The organism is Xanthomonas sp. WHRI 1810A (assembly GCF_040202885.1).
In the GTDB taxonomy this organism is placed as follows: Bacteria; Pseudomonadota; Gammaproteobacteria; order Pseudomonadales; family Pseudomonadaceae; genus Aquipseudomonas.
The window spans coordinates 282,623-300,239 of record NZ_JBEGED010000003.1 but is presented as its reverse complement, the minus strand read 5'-3'; the positions used below and the strand labels follow the sequence as shown (position 1 = coordinate 300,239).

Here is a 17,617-nt window from a genome sequence, read left to right as displayed (position 1 = left end):
ACTCACAAAAGAAAGCATAAAGCCACGCTTTGACGCCTCACATCGTGGGGGTATACCATTCAGTCGTGGCGAGCGCCCTTGGCGGGTTCGTCCTTGCGCAATCTAGAAGCGTCCTGCCGATACCCAATGTTTTTCTACTGCTGATATAGAGTGGCACCGACTGAATCGGGAATGGTTTAACAATTGATTTACGTACTTGACCCTGCAGAACGGACAGTATTCACCCAGACTCATTTTGAGTTAGAAGGTATGAGCTTTCTAATCACCATTACCTCTGTCCTAACTGGAATGTGCGATCGCGCCGCAATGGTTGGCTGCGCGTATGAGCTTCAGCTCTACATGACTACCGCTTCTGGTGTGGAGATCAACCGTGTGCAGATGCTGTGTCCCCCGAATCTAACCCGCTCTGGCAAATGGAGCTTAGAAGACCTGGACCAGATCATTTGCTTCCAAGGCGTAGCAACTCAAGAAAGCGCTGTTGTGTATCGTACCTCGGGAGGGGTTTACAAAATGGGAGAGCTGGACCTTCGAAAGAAGAAGACATCTCAGGTTTGGTTCTCGAAAAAACGTCTAGAAAACCATCGGCCGAGAATCTCAGAGGCGGTTCCCCAGTCTGGCAGTGCCCAGATGTACGCCCCCCTCTACCTGAGGCGCAGGTCGTCAATCAGGTTCCCATTCGCATAGCTCATTCCGCGAGACCTTTTAGATGTCCGATTTCGAACGCGCCGTCGAAGCCCTATCGAATGCTCGCGAGGCCGTAGTATTTACGGGGGCAGGTATCTCAGCTGAAAGTGGTATTCCCACTTACAGTGATCCATTGACGGGGATCTGGGCTCGGCAGGACCCGCAAACATTGGAAACGGCAAGGGCGTTTCGCGAAAACTCTCCTCTTATATGGGGTTGGTACTTATGGCGACGCCACCAAGCCGCGAAAGCGAGTCCCAATGCTGCGCATCTAGCGTTGAGTCAACTGGCCGGCTCTGGGCGTAAAGTCTCCGTGATCACTCAGAACATTGACGACCTACATGAACGAGCCGGATCGGTGGGTGTACTGCACCTGCACGGCAGCCTCGGTACGCCAAAATGCTTTGCGTGCCACCGACCAGCAGAGATACCTCCGCCACCATCGACTTTTCCAGCCGATGGAGCACTAGTCGAACCACCGCGCTGTGAGAGATGCAAAGGAAAGCTTCGCCCTGGGGTTGTTTGGTATGGCGAAGACTTGCCGTTGAACGTTTGGAAATCGGCGATTGCACGAGTGAAAAGCTGTGACGTGCTGATATCTGTGGGTACATCTGGGATCGTAACCCCTGCGGCGGACATCCCTAGGCTTGCGCTGTCGTCTGGTGCAACAGTAATTCAGATCAATACGGCCGATGTCAGCACCGGCATGCAGAATGAAGTGATGCTGATCGGGAAAGCGACCGAAGTCCTCACGAAGCTTTGTGCCCTAATACCTCCTCAGGCACAAACACGTTGAGCGGTATCTTCGAGTGAATACGCAGGGATGCGGGGGTCGGAGACTGCCGGTGCTTATACGGATCTGGTTATCCATGCAAAATGCCACATACTTCATCGCTTGCGGCATTCAAGGTACTGCTCAGGCCATTTTTTAACACCTCTTTCGGCTGCATTCCACCGAGGTAGGACAAAAACTCAAAGAGGTGCAGGCTGAGATGACTATGCCGAGTGAACGCACGCGAAGTGTGATCCAAACAGAATCGTTTTTGCGAGAGTTGTCAAAGAGCGCCCTCATCCCTGATGAGTTTCGTAATGAAGCGAAGCGCCTCCTGCGGCATTACCCTGAATCGTCGTTTGTCCTATTCGCTGGCAAGATGGATGACATTATTCAAAGCGCAGGACCCGGAGATCCTAGGCGGGAATTAGCTATCAGCGGCTATCACCCTATGTTCACTGCGGACATAAAACCCTAGGCAAGGTCTGCAGTTGTAATGCAGACGCGCTTGTCGATCATCTTGTTGGCTTTGTAGCTCCCGATAGGATATGTCGTAGAGCGCTCAAGCATCGAATGGCCATTGCTTCGACTAGGCTTGGTTGTCACATTGCGGCCGCGACTGTCAGCTTGTAGCCTAACTCTGCCGATGCTGACCGGCAGCATTGGGTCGGAAGCGGCCGGCCCCGACGGGCAGCTATCGACCCAAAGCGATTATCCGGTGAATGATGAGATCGACACCAAAAGAACTTAACCGGTTGCAGCTCACGGCTCCAGCAACTGCATCAGCTGTCCAACAACAATGGTTTCGACGGCACCTTCACTAGTATCCACCTCAAAAGCAGCGCAGCAAGCCGATGTGTCGCCGGCACAGGTATGGTAGACAGCGATGACGCTGCCTGGCCCACAGCCTGTGTGCCCACATAGGGAATATCCCCCTTCAATTGAACCCTGCATGACGCCAAGGCCATAGCCCGGAGTAATCCATGGACGCCCTGGAATCGGGCCGCCTAATGCTCGTGCTGTCTGCATTTCTTGGAGCAAGCTTGTGGAGAGCAGGTCTCCACGGAGGAGTCGATCCAGAAATAGCGCTGCTTGCGAAATTGGGCCGATCAACAGTCCGTGATAAACCCACGCGGGGTCATAATTTAAGGTGCTTCCAAGGTAGGTCGTTTTTAAATCAGCTCGAGTTTTAGCAAAGCGAACGTTCAACAAGCCCCAAGGAGAAAGTACCCTTTGGGTCACCGCATCATCGAGTGTCAGATCAGTTAGCTGTTCAATCAGCCTGCCAATAAGCAGGTAGCCAACATTTGAGTAACGCCAACCGGTTCCGGGGTTGTATCGAAGTCGAGCACCGTCAAGGCGTTGGATCATTTCCTCTGCCGACCAGGCTGGCTCATTGTTCGTAACAGCAGCGTGATACTGCGCAAGCTCACCGTAGTCGGCCAGACCTGCCTCATGCCGCAGTAACTGACGTAACGTGTAAGGCTGATCAAGAATTGGGTCATCCAGTCCGATGAGCCCATCACGCACTAACGATAGGGCTGTCGAAGCCAAGACTGTTTTCGTAACACTCCACCAGGGAGCCGTCAGTTCTAATCGGTCAGGCGTTTGTGGCTGACCATTTGATACGAGTGAACAGAGCATTGGCATCCTTGGTGTTGTACGGATCGACAGCTAGACAAGATATCCCATTCACTCTTCTTCGCCAGAGTAAAACGTCAGCTGTCTGCACGTCCTAAACGACTGCTTTTGGCCGAAAACTGCCGTACAGGGCAGACTGCTTTCGGCCAGAAGCAGACCTTCAACCGGCCGAGTTTCGTCACGATGAGAACATCACCTGCTTGCTTACTTCCAAGCAGATCCAAACCCTGGGCGTGCAATGTCGACAACGCTGCGAGTAACAGCTTCTTCGACTACCCTACTCACCTGAAAGGTAAACCCAGATATCCACCTGGGCACGGTACCTTCAGCACACAAACGAGCATGGATCCATACAAGTTAATTCATTTAATAGGACAGGTTACATAATGGACGAAGAACGATTTGTGTTTGAAGCGCTAACCCGATTCAACTACTTCCCGAATCAAAAGCAGGGCGTTGGCGAGATTCCACCGATCTTCAATTCTAGACGATTCACACCCGAAGTGGTACTTCGAATCATTCAGGAGCCAGACGCATGCGATGAACGTGCAAAGGACCCAGAGAGCAATAAGACAGGAAGGCCTTCAAAGGGCTTTGATTTTGTTGAATATGCGTCCACTAGGTACAACAACGTGCCCAGACTTCTAGGAATTCCCCATCCGCAGGCGTACGGGCGGCTTGCAAAATGTATCTCTGAAAACTGGGAGCACATGCGGGGAATCTGCGATAACGAAAGTAGCAAAATCAAACCATACTTTCATGTTGACAAACGGTTGGTAGTGATGAACTACGACAGCTTTCGAGAGAAAGTTCTGGAGAAAAGCCAGACATCATTCGGCAAGCGTTACTTGGTGAATACGGATGTTGCAAGCTGCTTTAACTCTGTTTATACGCATGCTATTGAATGGGCGGGAATGGGTGAGGAAGAAGCTAAAAGACAGCTTGGGGTTAAGGACAACGGCAACAAGCATTGGTCTAAAGATTTGGATAAGTGGCAAAGGAATACACGACGCCTTGAAACTCAGGGCATTACAATCGGACCGGCGACATCGACAGTCATCGTCGAACTCATACTAGGTGTAGTAGACGAGAGACTACGTGAAGAAGAATATGAATTTGTCCGATATGTTGATGACTATGTGTGCTATTGCAAAGATTCATCGGAGGCCGAACGCTTTTTGCAAAAGCTTGCCAGTGAGTTGAAAAAGTTCAAATTCTCATTAAATCTATCGAAAACCAAAGTCGAACCATTGCCCGCTGCAATACAAACCGACTGGGTAGCAAAACTTCATGCCGCACTCCCTCAAAGAGTTGGCGAAGGCAAGAAGTACGACACGGATGATACGATACACTTTTTAGAGTATGCGATTTCATTAAACAATCAAACACCGGATGGCAGTGTATTAAAATACGCCATGCAGCAACTAATCCACTTGCTTGATGGTGATTGGATCAGAGTCACCACTGACTATGTGACAAACTTGTGTTGGCATTATCCGCTACTACTGCCCTATTTGGGTATGATCTTCGAAAAACATGAGGTTCAACACTCTGACTACGAAGAAAGGCTGAACCAAATCATAATCGAAAACTCAAAAAATGGGCGCTCGGATGGAATGTGCTGGCCTCTATACTTCATCAGCAAACTTGGGCTGACTCTTAACACGTTAGCTGAGGCGGCGGTTATCAACTCTCAAGACTGCCTGTCAATGTGTATATTGATGCATATAACAGGCTGGACAGAGAACCTACAACTAGCATTCGAAACCCTAAGTGAACTTGATGTGTATCAAAGAGATCGGCAGTGGGTATTCCTCTATCAAGCTTTTATTAAGGGGTACATACCCAACCCCTACAAATCGCCCGTTTTCGAAATCATGAGAGAAATGGACGTTGACTTCATGCCATCAGAAGGAAATGAAAGCCTAGCTGAATCCTATTGCACCCATCTGGAATTTGCAGATTCGTTTGAGCCAGAGCATGGGCCATATACATTCGAAGAATTCCTACAACGGAGTCATGCTTGAAATTACTTAATTTTTAAAGCCATAACAGATTGGAATTAGCCGCTACAGGTCATGGCTGATCGTCTCCTTTTGGCCGATTTCTGCTCGTGGTGAGAGGCAGAAACCGGCCATAAGCGGACGCCCTACAATGCCGCTAACGGCCATAAGCAGTCAGTCGGGAATGGCCACGAAACCATGGGTGGTTCATCCCTCGATTTTACCCAATATATCTTCCGCCTTTTCTACGTTCAAAACTCGCACCATGGACATCCCAAAACCTAATGGAAAAATTGGATTAGATGGGTCTATAGAGATGAAGTGTTCGAGTAAAGCCATGGCGGACTGTATATATCGGTATACGTGCTCCGCGAATAGCTCTTCCTGTATTGCATCCGTATTACTTGACTTGCTGTGTATAATTTCGTTTCTTAAGCGCTCAAGACTCTTGAAGTCAGACCAGAAATTTTCTGATTGAGGTGGCGAACACTTCAGTATTGGTGGCAATATGGACGCCACCTTTTCAGAAGTTGATATCCATCGTTCTATCTGCTCTTTACTATAATGCTCAGTAGATCTGCTCGTGGTTTTTTTGTATGTGTATGTATCAGGAATTACCGCATTGCAAAACGACTCCACTGCCTTGTATGCAAATATCGTCGCCACTTGAATACTCTCAAGATAATCATAGGCGAGGCTTACATTGCGGTCATATATAGAATCGGTGAATTCCGATAGCCGATCGACATCCACTTTGATTTTTTGGGCTTGCTGCAAAGCCTTGGTTGCGACGCTTATGGCTAAAGTAATCTCATTGGGGAGCGCCAATGTTATTGTATTTGAACCAATTTTTGGTTTGATTATTTTTTGAAAAAAAGCTGTTTTGTTCGTGGATGTCTCGTGAATGCCAATTGGTTTATTTGCACGTCTGTCAGGTGCTGGCACAATTTCAGAAAGATCGTCTGCATTGTTCATGTGATGAACGCAAATCAACTGAGTATGAAGCTTTAACAATTTTTACTCCAATATCTAGATAATTTCACGGAAGATGAGCCCTAGACGATATTCGAACAACTGCTACTAATCGAAGACAGCAGCGTATACTTATAGGAATTCAACTTTTCGGATTTCACACTCGGCTAGCACTTTTTCCAGCCATGTCTCATACCAGTACCATGTATTCATGACGGTAACACCAAAACCTTTGCCTTGTTTTTTTGCCTCGTTGGTTTGCCACATCTGAGTATGATGCATCATATTGAATTTTGGATAGCCAGCGCTCTTAACTTTTTCGACAATTTTTGAAGGCAGATATTTAGGGCGCTCGGTCTCTTTTATTTGAATATACTTGGTATTCATTCCTTGAGCCATTTCAGATCCTGGCTTGATAAATTCAATCACCTGATCCGCCTGGCCTTTATGATTTGCGGTTTTAGGAACAAAGAAAACACGGTAAGAAAATTTTGGATCATTGAATTCTTCATCGGTTAAAGCCAGGTCAAATGAAGTTATATAGGCTCGAATATTTTCAGGGAGGCCGTCTGCTTGGGATAACCTGTCAACTTGATCCTTGTTCAAAGAAGAGAACTGAAGGCTAAAAGATAAATGTTTATCTATGCCAAGGCTGGCGCCAAATAAAGATTTTATGAGTTCGTTATAATTTAGGCAGCAGGCCTGAAATCTAGCGCTTAAGAACTGATCAATCTTCGTTGTCATTTGGTGTTCGATTTCATGCCTCAAACCGATCAGAAATCGAAGATTGTTAGCGGCGCTCAAGGCTACCGGCGATTCAGGTTGATTCAAACATTTCTCGAGTTCCCAATGCTTTACAGCACCTTTAGCAGTTTTGTGAAATCGCTTTCGCGCACCTTCTATCTTGAAGTATCGATATTCAACTCCATTTTTTCGATAAAATGCGTGCAGGAGATAAGTCCAAGATATCATCATCAAAACAATAAATATTTCCGACTTGAAGGTGAGCGCAGGGTTATTGAATATCTGCACAGAGGCGAGGGCCGCCTCCCTGGATTTCTTGATAAGCTCGTCAGCTACAGAGCCAACCGATCGTACTCTCTTCTCCGCCGCCATTCTGATCATCCTTGCAGTTAACGATATTTATGCGCGCTTACTAAGAATGGCCATCGTGCGGGCTCGGAATGGTCCTACTCTTCCTTTAAACAATAGCGACAGATGGTCGGAAATCCAGTCTGGGCAAGCGATTAACTGCATTTTGCTCTCATCCCGCTCTGACACTATGCCCAACGTGGGTGTAAAAGCGGAATACTTGCCTCTGAATAGCTTTCAAACGTTGCTGTCGTGGTAGCAACAAAACTTCTCCCCGGGAGCGTCCGCTTCTGGCCGAAACCAGCCTCATGACTTCGCATGAACTTCTCGGATTGGCTTTAGGACCAGCGATCCATCGGCCAACTCAATCCTCAACGAGTCACCGAGACCGATGTTCAGTGCTTTGAGGACGTCCGGATGGAGATCGATGATGACGTCACCGCTGCCATCCCCTAGATCCTGGCAAACCACCGTTGTTTGAATTGCCTCACTCATCGGACGCTCGCTCCATTCTCGGTTGAGGTGCTCAGACGATATCCTACGCGCAGGATTTGCGACTGGCACCTAATGGCCGATAGCTGCCGTTCCGCACGGAGGAACGGTTCACCCCCCCGAGGCTCTGGATCAAAACCGCAGCCAAACAGTGCTCATTTTCTACGGGTAAATAATGAACCTTGTTTATGCATCTCCTTCCGAGATCTGCAAAACCTGTCTCATGCCTTGGTAGGCCAATTATTGGTGATAACGTATTTCTTACACTGGCAAGTAAAGGCCAGCCTAGCCAGCTAGCCTGATTGATTGCGGGCAAACCTGCTCTGTCTCAGATGACCGCGTCGACCTCTGGAAGAACGTCTCTCGGCATGAACAGCGAAAAAGTTGTGCCGTGGCCTTCCTGGCTCTCAACCGTAAGGCATCCTCCCGCCTGGATGACATACCCGTAGACCATCGTCAGGCCGAGACCTGTGCCTTTTCCCTCTTCTTTGGTTGTAAAGAAGGGTTCGAAGATCCGCTCGATAAGCGCCACAGGCATTCCGGTGCCCGTGTCAGACACCTGAATTCGCACACACGATTGACCGGTTACCAGTAGGGAGCCCTTGGCAGCCATCTGTTCACTGACATCTACATTGGAGGTGCGAATCGAAATGGTGCCCCCTGCTGGCATCGCATCCCGGGCGTTGACCATCAGATTGAACACGGCGCTTTCCAGTTGGTGTGGATCGACCTTCGTCAGCCAAAGGTTGGACGCCAAATCAGTCTCATATAAGACCTTTGATCCCAAGCTTCCACGACCAAGCTCAATTAGCGAAGTGATTAACGGATTCACATTGATCACTTCTGAACCCAGCTTGTGCCGTCTGGAAAAAGCCATAAGCCGGGCTGTCATCGCACTCGCGGTCTGGGACGCGCGCAGTGCATTGGCCAGATGCTTCTTTGCATGGTCGGGCTTATCGTTTTTAAGGTAATGCTCAGCGAGACTTGCCGAGCCCGTTACGGCCGTCAGCATGTTGTTGAAGTCATGCGCGATGCCCGTGGTGAGCTGGCCTACGATTTCCATCTTCTGAGCCTGAAACCGATCGCTGATCATCTGGACCCTCTCTGCCTCACGCTGCCTAAGGAAAGTGACGTCCTGCACGCAATTAACGAAGCCGATCTGGTGTCCACCTTCGTCAAAAAGAGGCGTGACGTTTGCAATAACGTTGCGACGGCTACCGTCACGCCGCTCAACGATCACATCGACATTCAGTGCGGGCTCACCTGTGGCCAGAACCTGCACCATTGGCGTCTGGTCATGGGGCAGGTAGGTGCCGTCACCTGCATAAAGTCTGTGAGCGCCGCAGAACTTCACCTCGGGATCACCCTTGACTGGGGTCTCTCCCCAGATCTCTGCTGCTTTGAGGTTGTAAGCAACAACGACGGCATTTCGATCGCAGATATAGAGCCCGACGGGAAGGTGTTCAATCAGATCCTGGCTGTAACGGGCGTTCCAAGGACCTTGTGTAATCCGGCGATCAGAATTAAGCGCCATGGTGTACCTGTGCGTTGAGAAGCATGCAGCCGGATGGCCGACCTGCATTGTCTCAATTTCCTGCAGGAATCAGGAAGCAGGAATTCTCTAAACTTTGCGATAGCCATTAGCCCGTGCGTACAATCCACCTGGGTGCGTAAAGCGATGTGCTGATCCGCAGGTTAAATTCCAATATCGGTCGGGCCGCCGGTGAGGAATACCCGTGCCTGCGCCAAATACGCCCGCATCGACTGTTATCCCCCGGCCGCAAATCCTCACCAGCCGAGCATTGGCTGCGGTCGAGCGATTCAGTCATATCGAAGCCCTCAGTGGCGTCGTTCTTGTACTCGCCGCTATCGCTGCACTGCTCTGGGCCAACAGCTCGCCCAGCCTTTCCTATGAAACCTTCTGGCACACCCCAGTCGCCATCACCATCGGATCCTTTAGCGTGGGTCAGTCGCTGCACTTCTTGGTCAATGACGGCTTAATGACCATCTTCTTTCTCGTGGTCGGAATGGAGATTCGTCAAGAGATCCAGGACGGCGCTCTGTCGAACGCAAAGCTGGCAACGCTCCCGTTAGGTGCGGCACTGGGTGGTGTGCTAGTCCCTGCAGGAATCTACCTTGCTTACAACATGGGCACGGCGTCTGCACACGGTTGGGCAGTTCCGACCGCAACCGATATCGCGTTCGCCGTGGGAGTTCTTGCTCTGCCCGATGATGAGGATTGCAGCGATGTCGTCGATGATTGCAAGAGCCAGACGATCATGACCGATGTCTTGGAAATGGACGGGCATGAGGTCCAGGCGTTTTGCGAAGCTGATTCAGCCTGGAATCACATTCAGAGCTACGGCTTTAACGCCGATTTGCTGATTACCAACCTCAGAATGCCAGGGACGATCGATGGGATTCAGCTAGCCCTCAACGTACACGCGCTGCTACCACTGATGCCTGTGGTTGTGGCATCCGGGTTCCATGCCGCTGCTGATAGCTTGGACGGTGATCACGTGTATTGGCTACAAAAGCCGTACGGCCTTGATCAGCTGCGGGAGCTTTGTCACAAGCTCACTCCCCACAGCTGAGATAGCGAAGTGGAACGTCCGTACGCTTTGTTGCGTGCCGTCCACTGCTCTATTCAGGCAAGGCTGGGAAAGAAGGCTGGCACCTACAACTGTTTGGCTGAATTTTTTCCTCGGTTCTAAAGCTTGAACTGCCCAACCAGCGTGTTAAACGACATAGCCACCGGTTCGAGATCAGTATCGACAAGAACGTCGAGAAGACTTTCACCGCCGAGAACCTGATCGTGGCCGACGCGAACGCTGCACACATCGATCTGGTGGGTCTTGCCCCTGCCCATGTGCATCCGACGGGCTGACCCCAGAGGCTTGGCAGTGGCCTAGGTCTTGACACGCGTGACTCTTCAGATTTCCATTGCCCTGATAACGGCTGCTTTGGGTCGAAAGCGGTCATCCACTGCCGACGGCTATCGACTCAAGCCGCGCTCAGCCCTTCGGCATCTTGCTGCGTCTTCACTGCGCGTAGCGGCATATCCGTTAAATAGGCCTCCGGACTTTGCGTGAAGTCTGGGGGCCTTCTGTGGAAGGCCACAACTGACTCACGAGAAAGCAGCTGCAGAAGGACGGGGATCCCAAATTTCCGTGTACACCAGATACATCGAGCAGGCCGGGCTATCCCCGGCCTATTTGTTGACGTACTATGTCAGGATTGATGGCAAATAAGCATTTAGAGTGAAGTATGCCCAAGGCGATCGTTATCGAAGATGAGCAGTTAGAACACGCTGTACGGGTCGCCAAAGTGAGCAGCCCGGAGAATGGCGGTCGTGATGCGGCGCTACTGCTTACATGCTTTGGCACCGGCATGACCGTGACAGAGATCTGCCGCCTTCGCGTGAGCGACTACCTGACAGAATCCGGCACTGTGCTGATCGACTCCCTGGTGCGTGCAGAAATCGCCTACAACCATCGCTCCAGGCCGTTGTGCTGGACCAGCAAGAAGTTGACTAATGCCATAGACGCGCACCTTGCCGAACGCCTCGCGCGTGGTCACGGCGTTTCAACCAGAGTGATGGCCTTTCGTGGACTTGATCCTGACTCGCCGTTGTTCGTGTCCGGTCGCACTGGCGAGGGGTTGAAGATCAGCGCTCAGAAGCGTGACGGTAAAACGTACTACAGCGCGAACCAGCTCAGCCGACTCTATACACGCCTGTTCAGCATGGCCGGGATCGAGGGGGCCAGCGCACAGTCTGGACGCCGCACACTTGCGGTCAAGTTGAAACGCAGCGGCATCGACTTACGGCACATCAGCGAGATATTGGGCATCGAGAGTTTGGAAGCGGTCAAGAAGCTATGCGCAGGTGATCCAGCCCGTCTGGGCGACATAGTGCGGAGAATTATTTGATGTTGGTTCAAAGATTGACCCCGGAGGATTTCAAAGCCGAGTACCTGCGCTGGAGGTGGAGCGGCAAGAAATCGATCACCCACTGTATGGCCGAGTTCTCTGATTATGAATAAGTTTCCGGTACCCGCCTTCGTACTCGCTGCGGTCGCTGACGCGGTAGCAGAGGCCGAAACTCACGCAAGCTTAGATAGCTTATTTATGTACGCAGAAGCACCTGGCGATCCTCCCGAGGGAAGCAAGCCGGTAAAGGCGCTTGACTGGTTGAGACGAGTAAACAAGGAGAGTGGCGACCGCGCGCTTTCGATTATTGGGCGAATTGTCGAAAAATATCTGGATGCCCCGGAACCCAGTGCCTCCTTTTGGCAACCCGAAGCTGCCGTTGAGGCGCATAAGTTGAGGGTGAAAAAAATCAAGGACGCGCTGGCCAGAGCTGGTTTCTCATATAGCTCTGGCGGAATTCTTAGCCATGGACAAGGTATTGCTACAAAATCTCTGGCAGAGCTAGTTAAGGCTCGGAACCTAGAAGTGATTGATTTTGAATTCGATCGGGCTCTGAAAAATGTCGTGGCAAGCCCAAGAGAAGCAGTATCAGCGGCGTGCAACATATTAGAAACGATTTTCAAAATTTATATTGAGGAACACTCACACCTCTCAATGCCAGCCAAGCAGGACCTTCAAGCAGTGTGGAAGGTCGTTAAAGCAGATCTTGGACTAGATGCATCGATCATAGAGGAGCGCGATCTTCAGGAGATTATTAGTGGAATCATGGCCACAGTGAATGGGATCGGTGCGCTGCGCACGCATGGAAGCTCAGCACATGGTCCGGTGAAGCGACCTTACAGATTAAAACCTAGACACGCTCGGTTAGCAGTGCATGCAGCACACACCATTGCCGCTTTCGTTCTTGAAACTTGGGACGAGCGAGCCGCAAAGGTGGAGGGATGATTGTAATAGGCGGCGATGACTACAACGGCGCGAAAGCGTGGGTCGCCATTGATCCAGATGCACCATAGGAAACCTAATGAATATCCGCAAATTGCATATCAAGGGCTACAAGAGCGTGGCCAATTTGGTGCTGCAGGACGTATCGCCACTGCTGGTGTTCGCTGGGGCCAACGGCTCTGGGAAGAGCAACATCGTCGATGCACTGGCTTTTCTCGGTGCGGTGGTCAAATTCGGCGCGCTACAGGCCCGTACGCAGTTTGGCGGTTTTTCACAGATCCATTGCTTCAAGTATCGCAAGGAGCAGCGCACGACGATCAGCTTCTCGATGGTTCTGGAGCTGGCCGGGAGTCTGTACGACTACACCATCAGTATCCATTCCTTGAACAAGGCACCGCAGATTGCTGAGACGCTAAAGGTCGATGGCCGCCTAGTGATCGACCGTCGAGGCAACGATACCAAGTTGCAACTCACCGAGGCGGACGGTTTGCAGAGTCTGCCGGATTACCCTAAGGATATGACCGCACTGATGCTGCTGGGGCAAAGCCCGCTGTATGTTTTTTTGGCTAACATTAAAGTGTTCCGTTTCGATCCGCTGGCGGCCAAGGAACCATCCAGCTCGACCACCGATACTAGTGAGCTGGACGCCCACGGTAAGAATGTTGCGTCCATGCTATCGGTACTGCAGAGAGATGCGGACTTTAGCGAACAAGTGCTGGAGTGGCTGGAGCTGATCGTGCCTGGCATGGAGAACGTCTCCACCGAGCAGCAGCGCCTTGATGGTTCTACGGTAATTACCTTTAAAGAAACCAGCACGAAAACTCGTTCCCGGCCAAGCTGGTGTCAGACGGCACCATCTTTGTGCTGTGCATTCTCACTGCTGTGCTCAGCCGCGCCCACAAGAGTGGTATCACAATCATCGAAGAGCCCGAGCGCGGTATTCACCCAAAGGCGATTGGTGAGCTGGTGCAACCGATGAGGGAAAGCGCCTCGGTCGATCATCCGATTTTTCTGACCACCCACAGCGAGTCGATCGTCAGAAGTCTGGAAACGCCGGAGTTGTATTTCGTCAGCAAGGCGGACGGCAAAACCCAGGTGCAGACAGCGACCAGTGCCTGTGTGGACAAGAAGCAAATCCCGCTGGATACCGCCTGGCTAAGCAATCTGTTTGACGGGGGGCTGCCATGGTGAAGGCAGGCTTTATTGTAGAAGGGGCCAGCGAAAGGATCGTGGTCGAATCGCCAATGTTCAGGGAGCTGCTACGCGCCTGTGGTTACGAGCTGATCACTCCAGTGGTCGATGCTAAGGGCGGTGGCAACCTGTTACCGCAGAACATCAATGCCTTCATCGCCCCGCTGGATACTGCCGGTGCAGAGCGGATCTTCGTGCTGACTGATCTGGAGGACGAGGCTCAGGTAGCGACGGTGCGTGAGCGGGTGGCGCATCAGCGTATCCACTTGCCTTCATCGCCGTGAAGGCACTGGAGGCCTGGTATCTGGCCGATAGCGTGGCGATGAATGCTTGGTTGGGTACGGACGACTTTCATGAGTCTAACCCTGAAGCTACTCCAGATAAACCTTGGGAGCGGCTCAAACAGGTCGCAGCGGAACGCGGTAAGCGCGGCCCTGGCAGCAAGGTGGCATTTGCCACAAAGGTTACTAAGTACTGGGGCTTTACTATTGAAAATGCCTCTGCGCATCCCGCCTGCCCTAGCGCACAAGAACTGATCGAATACTTCCGCACGGTGTGATGAGTACTGAGCTGATACGTAGGAAGACAGTTAAAGGAAACGCAGAATGAAAGCCGTCATGAATGAGTCGTGTCCGTTTGTAGCCGGCTTACCCGCAGACCATTACGGGGTCCATATTGGGAACGAAATGGACGCTCGCCGCCTGCTCTACTTGGCTGGAAAAATTGGGGCTGAGAAGGTTACCAGGAGCGCTTCTAGGTACACCGAAAAATATCCGGGTGAGCGGATCTACGTTTCAACCCTGCTCAAACGATACGGTGTAAAGGTTCCAACGCAAGTCTATGCGCCAGTAAACGTTCCGCTTTATCGGGTGTATATGCTTCTTCATTTAGCCAGTTCGAGCATCAAAATCGGCTATTCAGGTGACTGGATACAGCGTGCCCTAGCCTTCGAATGCGAGTTCGACCTTGACCGCAGCATTAGCTTTTCCTTTCACGACAAGGCGAGCGCTCTAGCGGCCGAAAGCTACCTGAAGCGCCTGTTTGATTGGGCGAGAAAAGAGCCACCAGCAGTACCATATGGAGCTGGCGGGCGTAAGGAATGGTTCGATGCAGCCATTTACCACGAAGCATTGACTGTCATATCCACTTTCGAGACGCCAAAACCCCGCAAACCGCTGACGTTGAGAATCGCTCATGACTACGACATTGGCAGATCGCTGGGGATTGATGATTTAAACCGCGATATAGCCCACTGATTGTCAGATAAGGTCACGGCACAAGCAGAGTAGGAAAAATCGCTTCCAAAATGTTGCCGATGTGGAAAAAAAGTAAGCGTCCGGGCATCACGCCTTGCGTGATTAAATCGGTCGCCACTTATGCGGCAGCAACTGATCGATTTCACTCGCCCGCTGCGTCGGCAGCCGCGTAAGAACATCCTTCAGATATGCATACGGATCATGGCCATTCAGGCGCGCAGACTGGATCAAACTCATGATCGCTGCCGCTCGTTTGCCGCTGCGTAACGATCCTGCAAAGAGCCAGTTCTTACGCCCAAGAGCCCATGGTCGTATCTGGTTTTCCGCCCAGTTGTTGTCTATGGGTACAGCCCCGTCATCGAGGTAGCGCGACAGCGCTGCCCAGCGTTTCAAGCTGTAATCGAGTGCTTTGCTGATGGCTGAGCCTTCGGGCACAAGATCGCGCTGGGCGCTCATCCAGGCGTGCAGCATGTTCATTATAGGGACGGCCTTTTCTTGCCGTATTCGACGCCGTAAATCCGGTTCCAGGTCGCGGACTTCACTTTCGATTTCGTACAGCAACTGGATATAACGCAGGGCTTGCTCTGCAAGCGTGCTTTTATTCGCAGCGTGCAGTTCGAAGAATTTGCGCCGTGCATGGGCCATGCAGCCAATCTCGGTCACGCCAAGTTCGAAGCTGGCTTTGTAACCGCCAAAATCATCGCAGACCAGCTTGCCCCTCCAGTCTTGCAGGAAGTTGCGAGCATGCTCTCCGGCGCGGCTGGGGCTGAAGTCATAAACCACCGCTGCCACGTCCGAAAACTGGCTGGTGGCGTAGGCCCACACGTAGGAACGGTGAGTCTTCTTCGTTCCTGGCATGAGCATCTGTACTGGAGTTTCATCAGCATGAATAACCTGCTGCCCGAACACCACGTCGCGCAGCGCATCGACCAGCGGCTGCAACTGAACACCAGTCACACCCACCCATTGAGCCAGGGTTGAGCGTGGAATCGCCAAGCCCGCTCGACCAAAGATCGATTCCTGACGATAAAGCGGCAGATGGTCAGCAAACTTGGCGATCATGACGTGGGCCAGCAGGCCGGCGGTTGGGATGCCCTTATCAATAATCTGTGCCGGAACCGGAGCCTGGATCAGCGTTTCGCCGTCGTCGCAAACCCATTTGCCACGTACATGGCGTTCAACGGTAAATACGCCTGGCGTGTAGTCCAGCTTCTCGCTGACGTCCTCGCCGATGCGCTTGAGGGCACAGCCACATGAACAGTGAGTGTTGTCAGGTTCGTGATGGATCAGCGTGCGTGGAAACTCAGCCGGTAATGCAGTGCGCTTGGGCTTCTGCTTTTTCTCGGTCGCCGCTGGCATTGTTTGCAAGGCCTGAAGCTCTGCTTCAATCGCTGCGATATCGGTATCGATCAGGTCATCGAGCAAACTGGCTTGCTCGGGATTCATGTGCTCGCTGCGTTTGGCAAACTTCAAACGCTTGAGCTGGGCGATCTCGAAGGTCAGTTTCTCGATGACTGTTTGATCACGGGTGATTTTCTTGCCCATCGTGTCGACTTGCGACAGCAACTGCGCTGCCAAAGCACGCAGTTGGTCGGGGGACATTTGGTCGAGATTGGGAGAAGAAGTCATGCGCCGGATTTTGCCAGAGCAGGCGCTTCGCGGCGATAAACCGATAGGCTAATGGCAGCCGTTAAAGCAGTGTGATCGAGCCTCTAGAACCTGCGCGCTGCCATGGCAGACCCAGCACCAATGCCTGAAGTTGCTCGGGATCCAGTTCCATTTCAGAACCATGGCGAATGCAAGGCCAGTGGAACTTGCCTTGGTTTAACCGGCGCGCCGCCAACCATATCCCGAAGCCGTCATGTACCAGCACTTTCATGCGATTGGCGCGGCGGTTGGCGAACAGATAAGCACAGTGCGGCTGCGCCGCACCGAACACCGCGATCACCTTGGCCAATGCCGTCTCGGTACCGGCGCGCATGTCCATCGGCTCGGTGGCGAGCCAGATGGCGTCGATGCGAATCATCGCAAAAGGTCTCGAAGAAAGGTCGCGCAGGCAGCAGCATTTTCAGTGGGCCAGTTCACTTTGACGGTGCCTCGCGGGTGCTGTATTTCAACGCAGATGTTCGATGATGACAGGTGGGATTTCGCCCCAGCCAGCGACACGGGCAACGGAATAAAGGCAGGTTGCAGCGCTGTGCTTTTCTGCGCTTGCAGCCGAATCCATTTGTGGACGAGATTTGCATTGAGGTTATGGCTGAGTGCGACGCTGGCAATCGAAGCACCGGGCTGGGCACACTCTTGAATGACTTGGGCTTTGAAGGACTTGGAGTAGGAGCGGCGTGTTGGCTGCATGAAATACCCGCTTAAAAGGCTAGAACTGGTGCCCACTTAAATTTAAGTGCACACCATGTCTTGGCTTTGCGGGGCTGGGTAGATGACTTGGCCGGACGCTTACGCCACAGCTTCTGAAGAGCAGGCCCACGTGGCTCGCGAAGTGGATCGCGCATTGATAAGCATCCGCAATCTTTCACTCCAGAGCAGCGAGGGCACGCAGCAGACCTTGATCGCCAGTAACGAACTGTCGCAGTTGGCAGTTAACTTGAATCAGATGGTAGCCCGCTTCAAAACCTGAAACTCCC

General features: G+C 51.9%; 20 protein-coding genes. 12 read left to right on the top strand and 8 right to left on the bottom strand.

Annotated features, from left to right (window positions below):
* Window positions 1–706 precede the first annotated feature (706 nt).
* Both ABQX22_RS26895 and ABQX22_RS07440 read left to right on the top strand, forming a co-directional pair.
* On the top strand, window positions 707–1,480 hold the full coding sequence (locus ABQX22_RS26895) for an SIR2 family NAD-dependent protein deacylase (RefSeq protein ID WP_441005249.1): 774 nt from the start codon (window positions 707–709) through the stop codon (window positions 1,478–1,480).
* A 196-nt stretch (window positions 1,481–1,676) separates the two neighbouring features.
* Window positions 1,677–1,934: a BPSL0761 family protein gene (locus ABQX22_RS07440; protein WP_065988263.1), complete on the top strand. Its 258-nt coding sequence runs from the start codon at window positions 1,677–1,679 to the stop codon at window positions 1,932–1,934.
* Between the two features lie 284 nt (window positions 1,935–2,218).
* Here ABQX22_RS07440 and ABQX22_RS07435 read toward each other — a convergent pair whose 3' ends face one another.
* Window positions 2,219–3,100 carry a serine hydrolase domain-containing protein gene (locus tag ABQX22_RS07435; RefSeq protein ID WP_349798023.1) on the bottom strand — a complete coding sequence of 294 codons (882 nt, stop codon included), beginning with the start codon at window positions 3,098–3,100 and terminating at the stop codon, window positions 2,219–2,221.
* 383 nt (window positions 3,101–3,483) lie between these two features.
* Between ABQX22_RS07435 and drt4 the strand changes: the two genes are divergently transcribed.
* Window positions 3,484–5,124, top strand: coding sequence for an antiviral reverse transcriptase Drt4 (gene drt4 / locus ABQX22_RS07430; RefSeq protein ID WP_349798021.1), 1,641 nt, complete (start codon window positions 3,484–3,486; stop codon window positions 5,122–5,124).
* Between the two features lie 183 nt (window positions 5,125–5,307).
* On the opposite strand, the gene ABQX22_RS07425 is transcribed toward drt4, so the two are convergent.
* The 4 genes from ABQX22_RS07425 to ABQX22_RS07410 form a co-directional block, all read right to left on the bottom strand.
* Window positions 5,308–6,075, bottom strand: coding sequence for a hypothetical protein (locus tag ABQX22_RS07425; RefSeq protein ID WP_349798019.1), 768 nt, complete (start codon window positions 6,073–6,075; stop codon window positions 5,308–5,310).
* Window positions 6,076–6,204: 129 nt separating this feature from the next.
* Window positions 6,205–7,188, bottom strand: a complete 984-nt coding sequence (locus tag ABQX22_RS07420) for a DUF3644 domain-containing protein (RefSeq protein ID WP_244160328.1) — start codon at window positions 7,186–7,188, stop codon at window positions 6,205–6,207.
* A gap of 282 nt (window positions 7,189–7,470) precedes the next feature.
* Window positions 7,471–7,659 carry an AbrB family transcriptional regulator gene (locus ABQX22_RS07415; RefSeq protein ID WP_065988268.1) on the bottom strand — a complete coding sequence of 63 codons (189 nt, stop codon included), beginning with the start codon at window positions 7,657–7,659 and terminating at the stop codon, window positions 7,471–7,473.
* A gap of 325 nt (window positions 7,660–7,984) precedes the next feature.
* Window positions 7,985–9,190, bottom strand: a complete 1,206-nt coding sequence (locus ABQX22_RS07410; protein WP_349798016.1) for an ATP-binding protein — start codon at window positions 9,188–9,190, stop codon at window positions 7,985–7,987.
* 202 nt (window positions 9,191–9,392) lie between these two features.
* Here ABQX22_RS07410 and ABQX22_RS07405 point away from each other — a divergent pair, with 202 nt between their 5' ends.
* The 8 genes from ABQX22_RS07405 (at window position 9,393) to ABQX22_RS07370 (ending at window position 14,975) form a co-directional block, all read left to right on the top strand.
* Window positions 9,393–10,250 (top strand): Na+/H+ antiporter NhaA, encoded by an 858-nt coding sequence (locus ABQX22_RS07405; RefSeq protein ID WP_349798014.1) that lies wholly within the window; start codon window positions 9,393–9,395, stop codon window positions 10,248–10,250.
* 673 nt (window positions 10,251–10,923) lie between these two features.
* Window positions 10,924–11,586 (top strand): site-specific integrase, encoded by a 663-nt coding sequence (locus tag ABQX22_RS07400; protein WP_349798012.1) that lies wholly within the window; start codon window positions 10,924–10,926, stop codon window positions 11,584–11,586.
* A gap of 105 nt (window positions 11,587–11,691) precedes the next feature.
* Complete coding sequence (locus ABQX22_RS07395) at window positions 11,692–12,531, top strand: abortive infection family protein (RefSeq protein ID WP_065986025.1); 840 nt, start codon at window positions 11,692–11,694, stop codon at window positions 12,529–12,531.
* A 76-nt stretch (window positions 12,532–12,607) separates the two neighbouring features.
* Window positions 12,608–13,507 (top strand): AAA family ATPase, encoded by a 900-nt coding sequence (locus ABQX22_RS07390; protein ID WP_244160269.1) that lies wholly within the window; start codon window positions 12,608–12,610, stop codon window positions 13,505–13,507.
* A complete protein-coding gene (locus tag ABQX22_RS07385; RefSeq protein WP_244160270.1) occupies window positions 13,390–13,719 on the top strand; it encodes an AAA family ATPase in 330 nt (109 codons plus the stop codon). Before ABQX22_RS07390 ends, ABQX22_RS07385 begins: the two co-directional genes overlap by 118 nt.
* Window positions 13,713–14,003 (top strand): hypothetical protein, encoded by a 291-nt coding sequence (locus ABQX22_RS07380; protein ID WP_244160271.1) that lies wholly within the window; start codon window positions 13,713–13,715, stop codon window positions 14,001–14,003. The genes ABQX22_RS07385 and ABQX22_RS07380 overlap by 7 nt, the downstream gene beginning before the upstream one ends.
* Window positions 14,000–14,278: a DUF4276 family protein gene (locus ABQX22_RS07375; RefSeq protein ID WP_244160272.1), complete on the top strand. Its 279-nt coding sequence runs from the start codon at window positions 14,000–14,002 to the stop codon at window positions 14,276–14,278. The genes ABQX22_RS07380 and ABQX22_RS07375 overlap by 4 nt, the downstream gene beginning before the upstream one ends.
* A gap of 46 nt (window positions 14,279–14,324) precedes the next feature.
* The gene (locus ABQX22_RS07370) at window positions 14,325–14,975 is read left to right on the top strand and encodes a hypothetical protein (protein ID WP_065986026.1); all 651 of its coding nucleotides are present in this window, start codon (window positions 14,325–14,327) and stop codon (window positions 14,973–14,975) included.
* 102 nt (window positions 14,976–15,077) lie between these two features.
* Here the strand turns inward: ABQX22_RS07370 and tnpC are convergent, their stop codons facing one another.
* From tnpC to tnpA, 3 genes are all read right to left on the bottom strand, one after another.
* Window positions 15,078–16,604 (bottom strand): IS66 family transposase, encoded by a 1,527-nt coding sequence (tnpC, locus tag ABQX22_RS07365; protein ID WP_349798008.1) that lies wholly within the window; start codon window positions 16,602–16,604, stop codon window positions 15,078–15,080.
* A gap of 61 nt (window positions 16,605–16,665) precedes the next feature.
* Window positions 16,666–17,001: an IS66 family insertion sequence element accessory protein TnpB gene (gene tnpB, locus ABQX22_RS07360; RefSeq protein WP_192173336.1), complete on the bottom strand. Its 336-nt coding sequence runs from the start codon at window positions 16,999–17,001 to the stop codon at window positions 16,666–16,668.
* Window positions 16,998–17,330: an IS66-like element accessory protein TnpA gene (tnpA, locus tag ABQX22_RS07355; protein WP_197983943.1), complete on the bottom strand. Its 333-nt coding sequence runs from the start codon at window positions 17,328–17,330 to the stop codon at window positions 16,998–17,000. The genes tnpB and tnpA overlap by 4 nt, the downstream gene beginning before the upstream one ends.
* Window positions 17,331–17,412: 82 nt before the next feature.
* Here tnpA and ABQX22_RS07350 point away from each other — a divergent pair, with 82 nt between their 5' ends.
* Window positions 17,413–17,610, top strand: coding sequence for a hypothetical protein (locus ABQX22_RS07350; RefSeq protein WP_065986027.1), 198 nt, complete (start codon window positions 17,413–17,415; stop codon window positions 17,608–17,610).
* The last annotated feature ends 7 nt before the right edge of the window (window positions 17,611–17,617 follow it).

What these genes read in the sequence shown, in the direction of transcription:
- ABQX22_RS07435 (WP_349798023.1), bottom strand. Translation starts at nt 3,100, where the DNA reads ATGCTCTGTTCACTCGTATCAAATGGTCAGCCACAAACGCCTGACCGA.
- ABQX22_RS07420 (WP_244160328.1), bottom strand. Translation starts at nt 7,188, where the DNA reads ATGGCGGCGGAGAAGAGAGTACGATCGGTTGGCTCTGTAGCTGACGAG.
- ABQX22_RS07380 (WP_244160271.1), top strand. Translation starts at nt 13,713, where the DNA reads ATGGTGAAGGCAGGCTTTATTGTAGAAGGGGCCAGCGAAAGGATCGTG.
- ABQX22_RS07395 (WP_065986025.1), top strand. Translation starts at nt 11,692, where the DNA reads ATGAATAAGTTTCCGGTACCCGCCTTCGTACTCGCTGCGGTCGCTGAC.
- tnpB (WP_192173336.1), bottom strand. Translation starts at nt 17,001, where the DNA reads ATGATTCGCATCGACGCCATCTGGCTCGCCACCGAGCCGATGGACATG.
- ABQX22_RS07410 (WP_349798016.1), bottom strand. Translation starts at nt 9,190, where the DNA reads ATGGCGCTTAATTCTGATCGCCGGATTACACAAGGTCCTTGGAACGCC.
- tnpC (WP_349798008.1), bottom strand. Translation starts at nt 16,604, where the DNA reads ATGACTTCTTCTCCCAATCTCGACCAAATGTCCCCCGACCAACTGCGT.
- drt4 (WP_349798021.1), top strand. Translation starts at nt 3,484, where the DNA reads ATGGACGAAGAACGATTTGTGTTTGAAGCGCTAACCCGATTCAACTAC.
- ABQX22_RS07415 (WP_065988268.1), bottom strand. Translation starts at nt 7,659, where the DNA reads ATGAGTGAGGCAATTCAAACAACGGTGGTTTGCCAGGATCTAGGGGAT.
- ABQX22_RS07350 (WP_065986027.1), top strand. Translation starts at nt 17,413, where the DNA reads ATGACTTGGCCGGACGCTTACGCCACAGCTTCTGAAGAGCAGGCCCAC.
- ABQX22_RS07370 (WP_065986026.1), top strand. Translation starts at nt 14,325, where the DNA reads ATGAAAGCCGTCATGAATGAGTCGTGTCCGTTTGTAGCCGGCTTACCC.
- ABQX22_RS07400 (WP_349798012.1), top strand. Translation starts at nt 10,924, where the DNA reads ATGCCCAAGGCGATCGTTATCGAAGATGAGCAGTTAGAACACGCTGTA.
- ABQX22_RS07390 (WP_244160269.1), top strand. Translation starts at nt 12,608, where the DNA reads ATGAATATCCGCAAATTGCATATCAAGGGCTACAAGAGCGTGGCCAAT.
- ABQX22_RS07425 (WP_349798019.1), bottom strand. Translation starts at nt 6,075, where the DNA reads ATGAACAATGCAGACGATCTTTCTGAAATTGTGCCAGCACCTGACAGA.
- tnpA (WP_197983943.1), bottom strand. Translation starts at nt 17,330, where the DNA reads ATGCAGCCAACACGCCGCTCCTACTCCAAGTCCTTCAAAGCCCAAGTC.
- ABQX22_RS07440 (WP_065988263.1), top strand. Translation starts at nt 1,677, where the DNA reads ATGACTATGCCGAGTGAACGCACGCGAAGTGTGATCCAAACAGAATCG.
- ABQX22_RS26895 (WP_441005249.1), top strand. Translation starts at nt 707, where the DNA reads ATGTCCGATTTCGAACGCGCCGTCGAAGCCCTATCGAATGCTCGCGAG.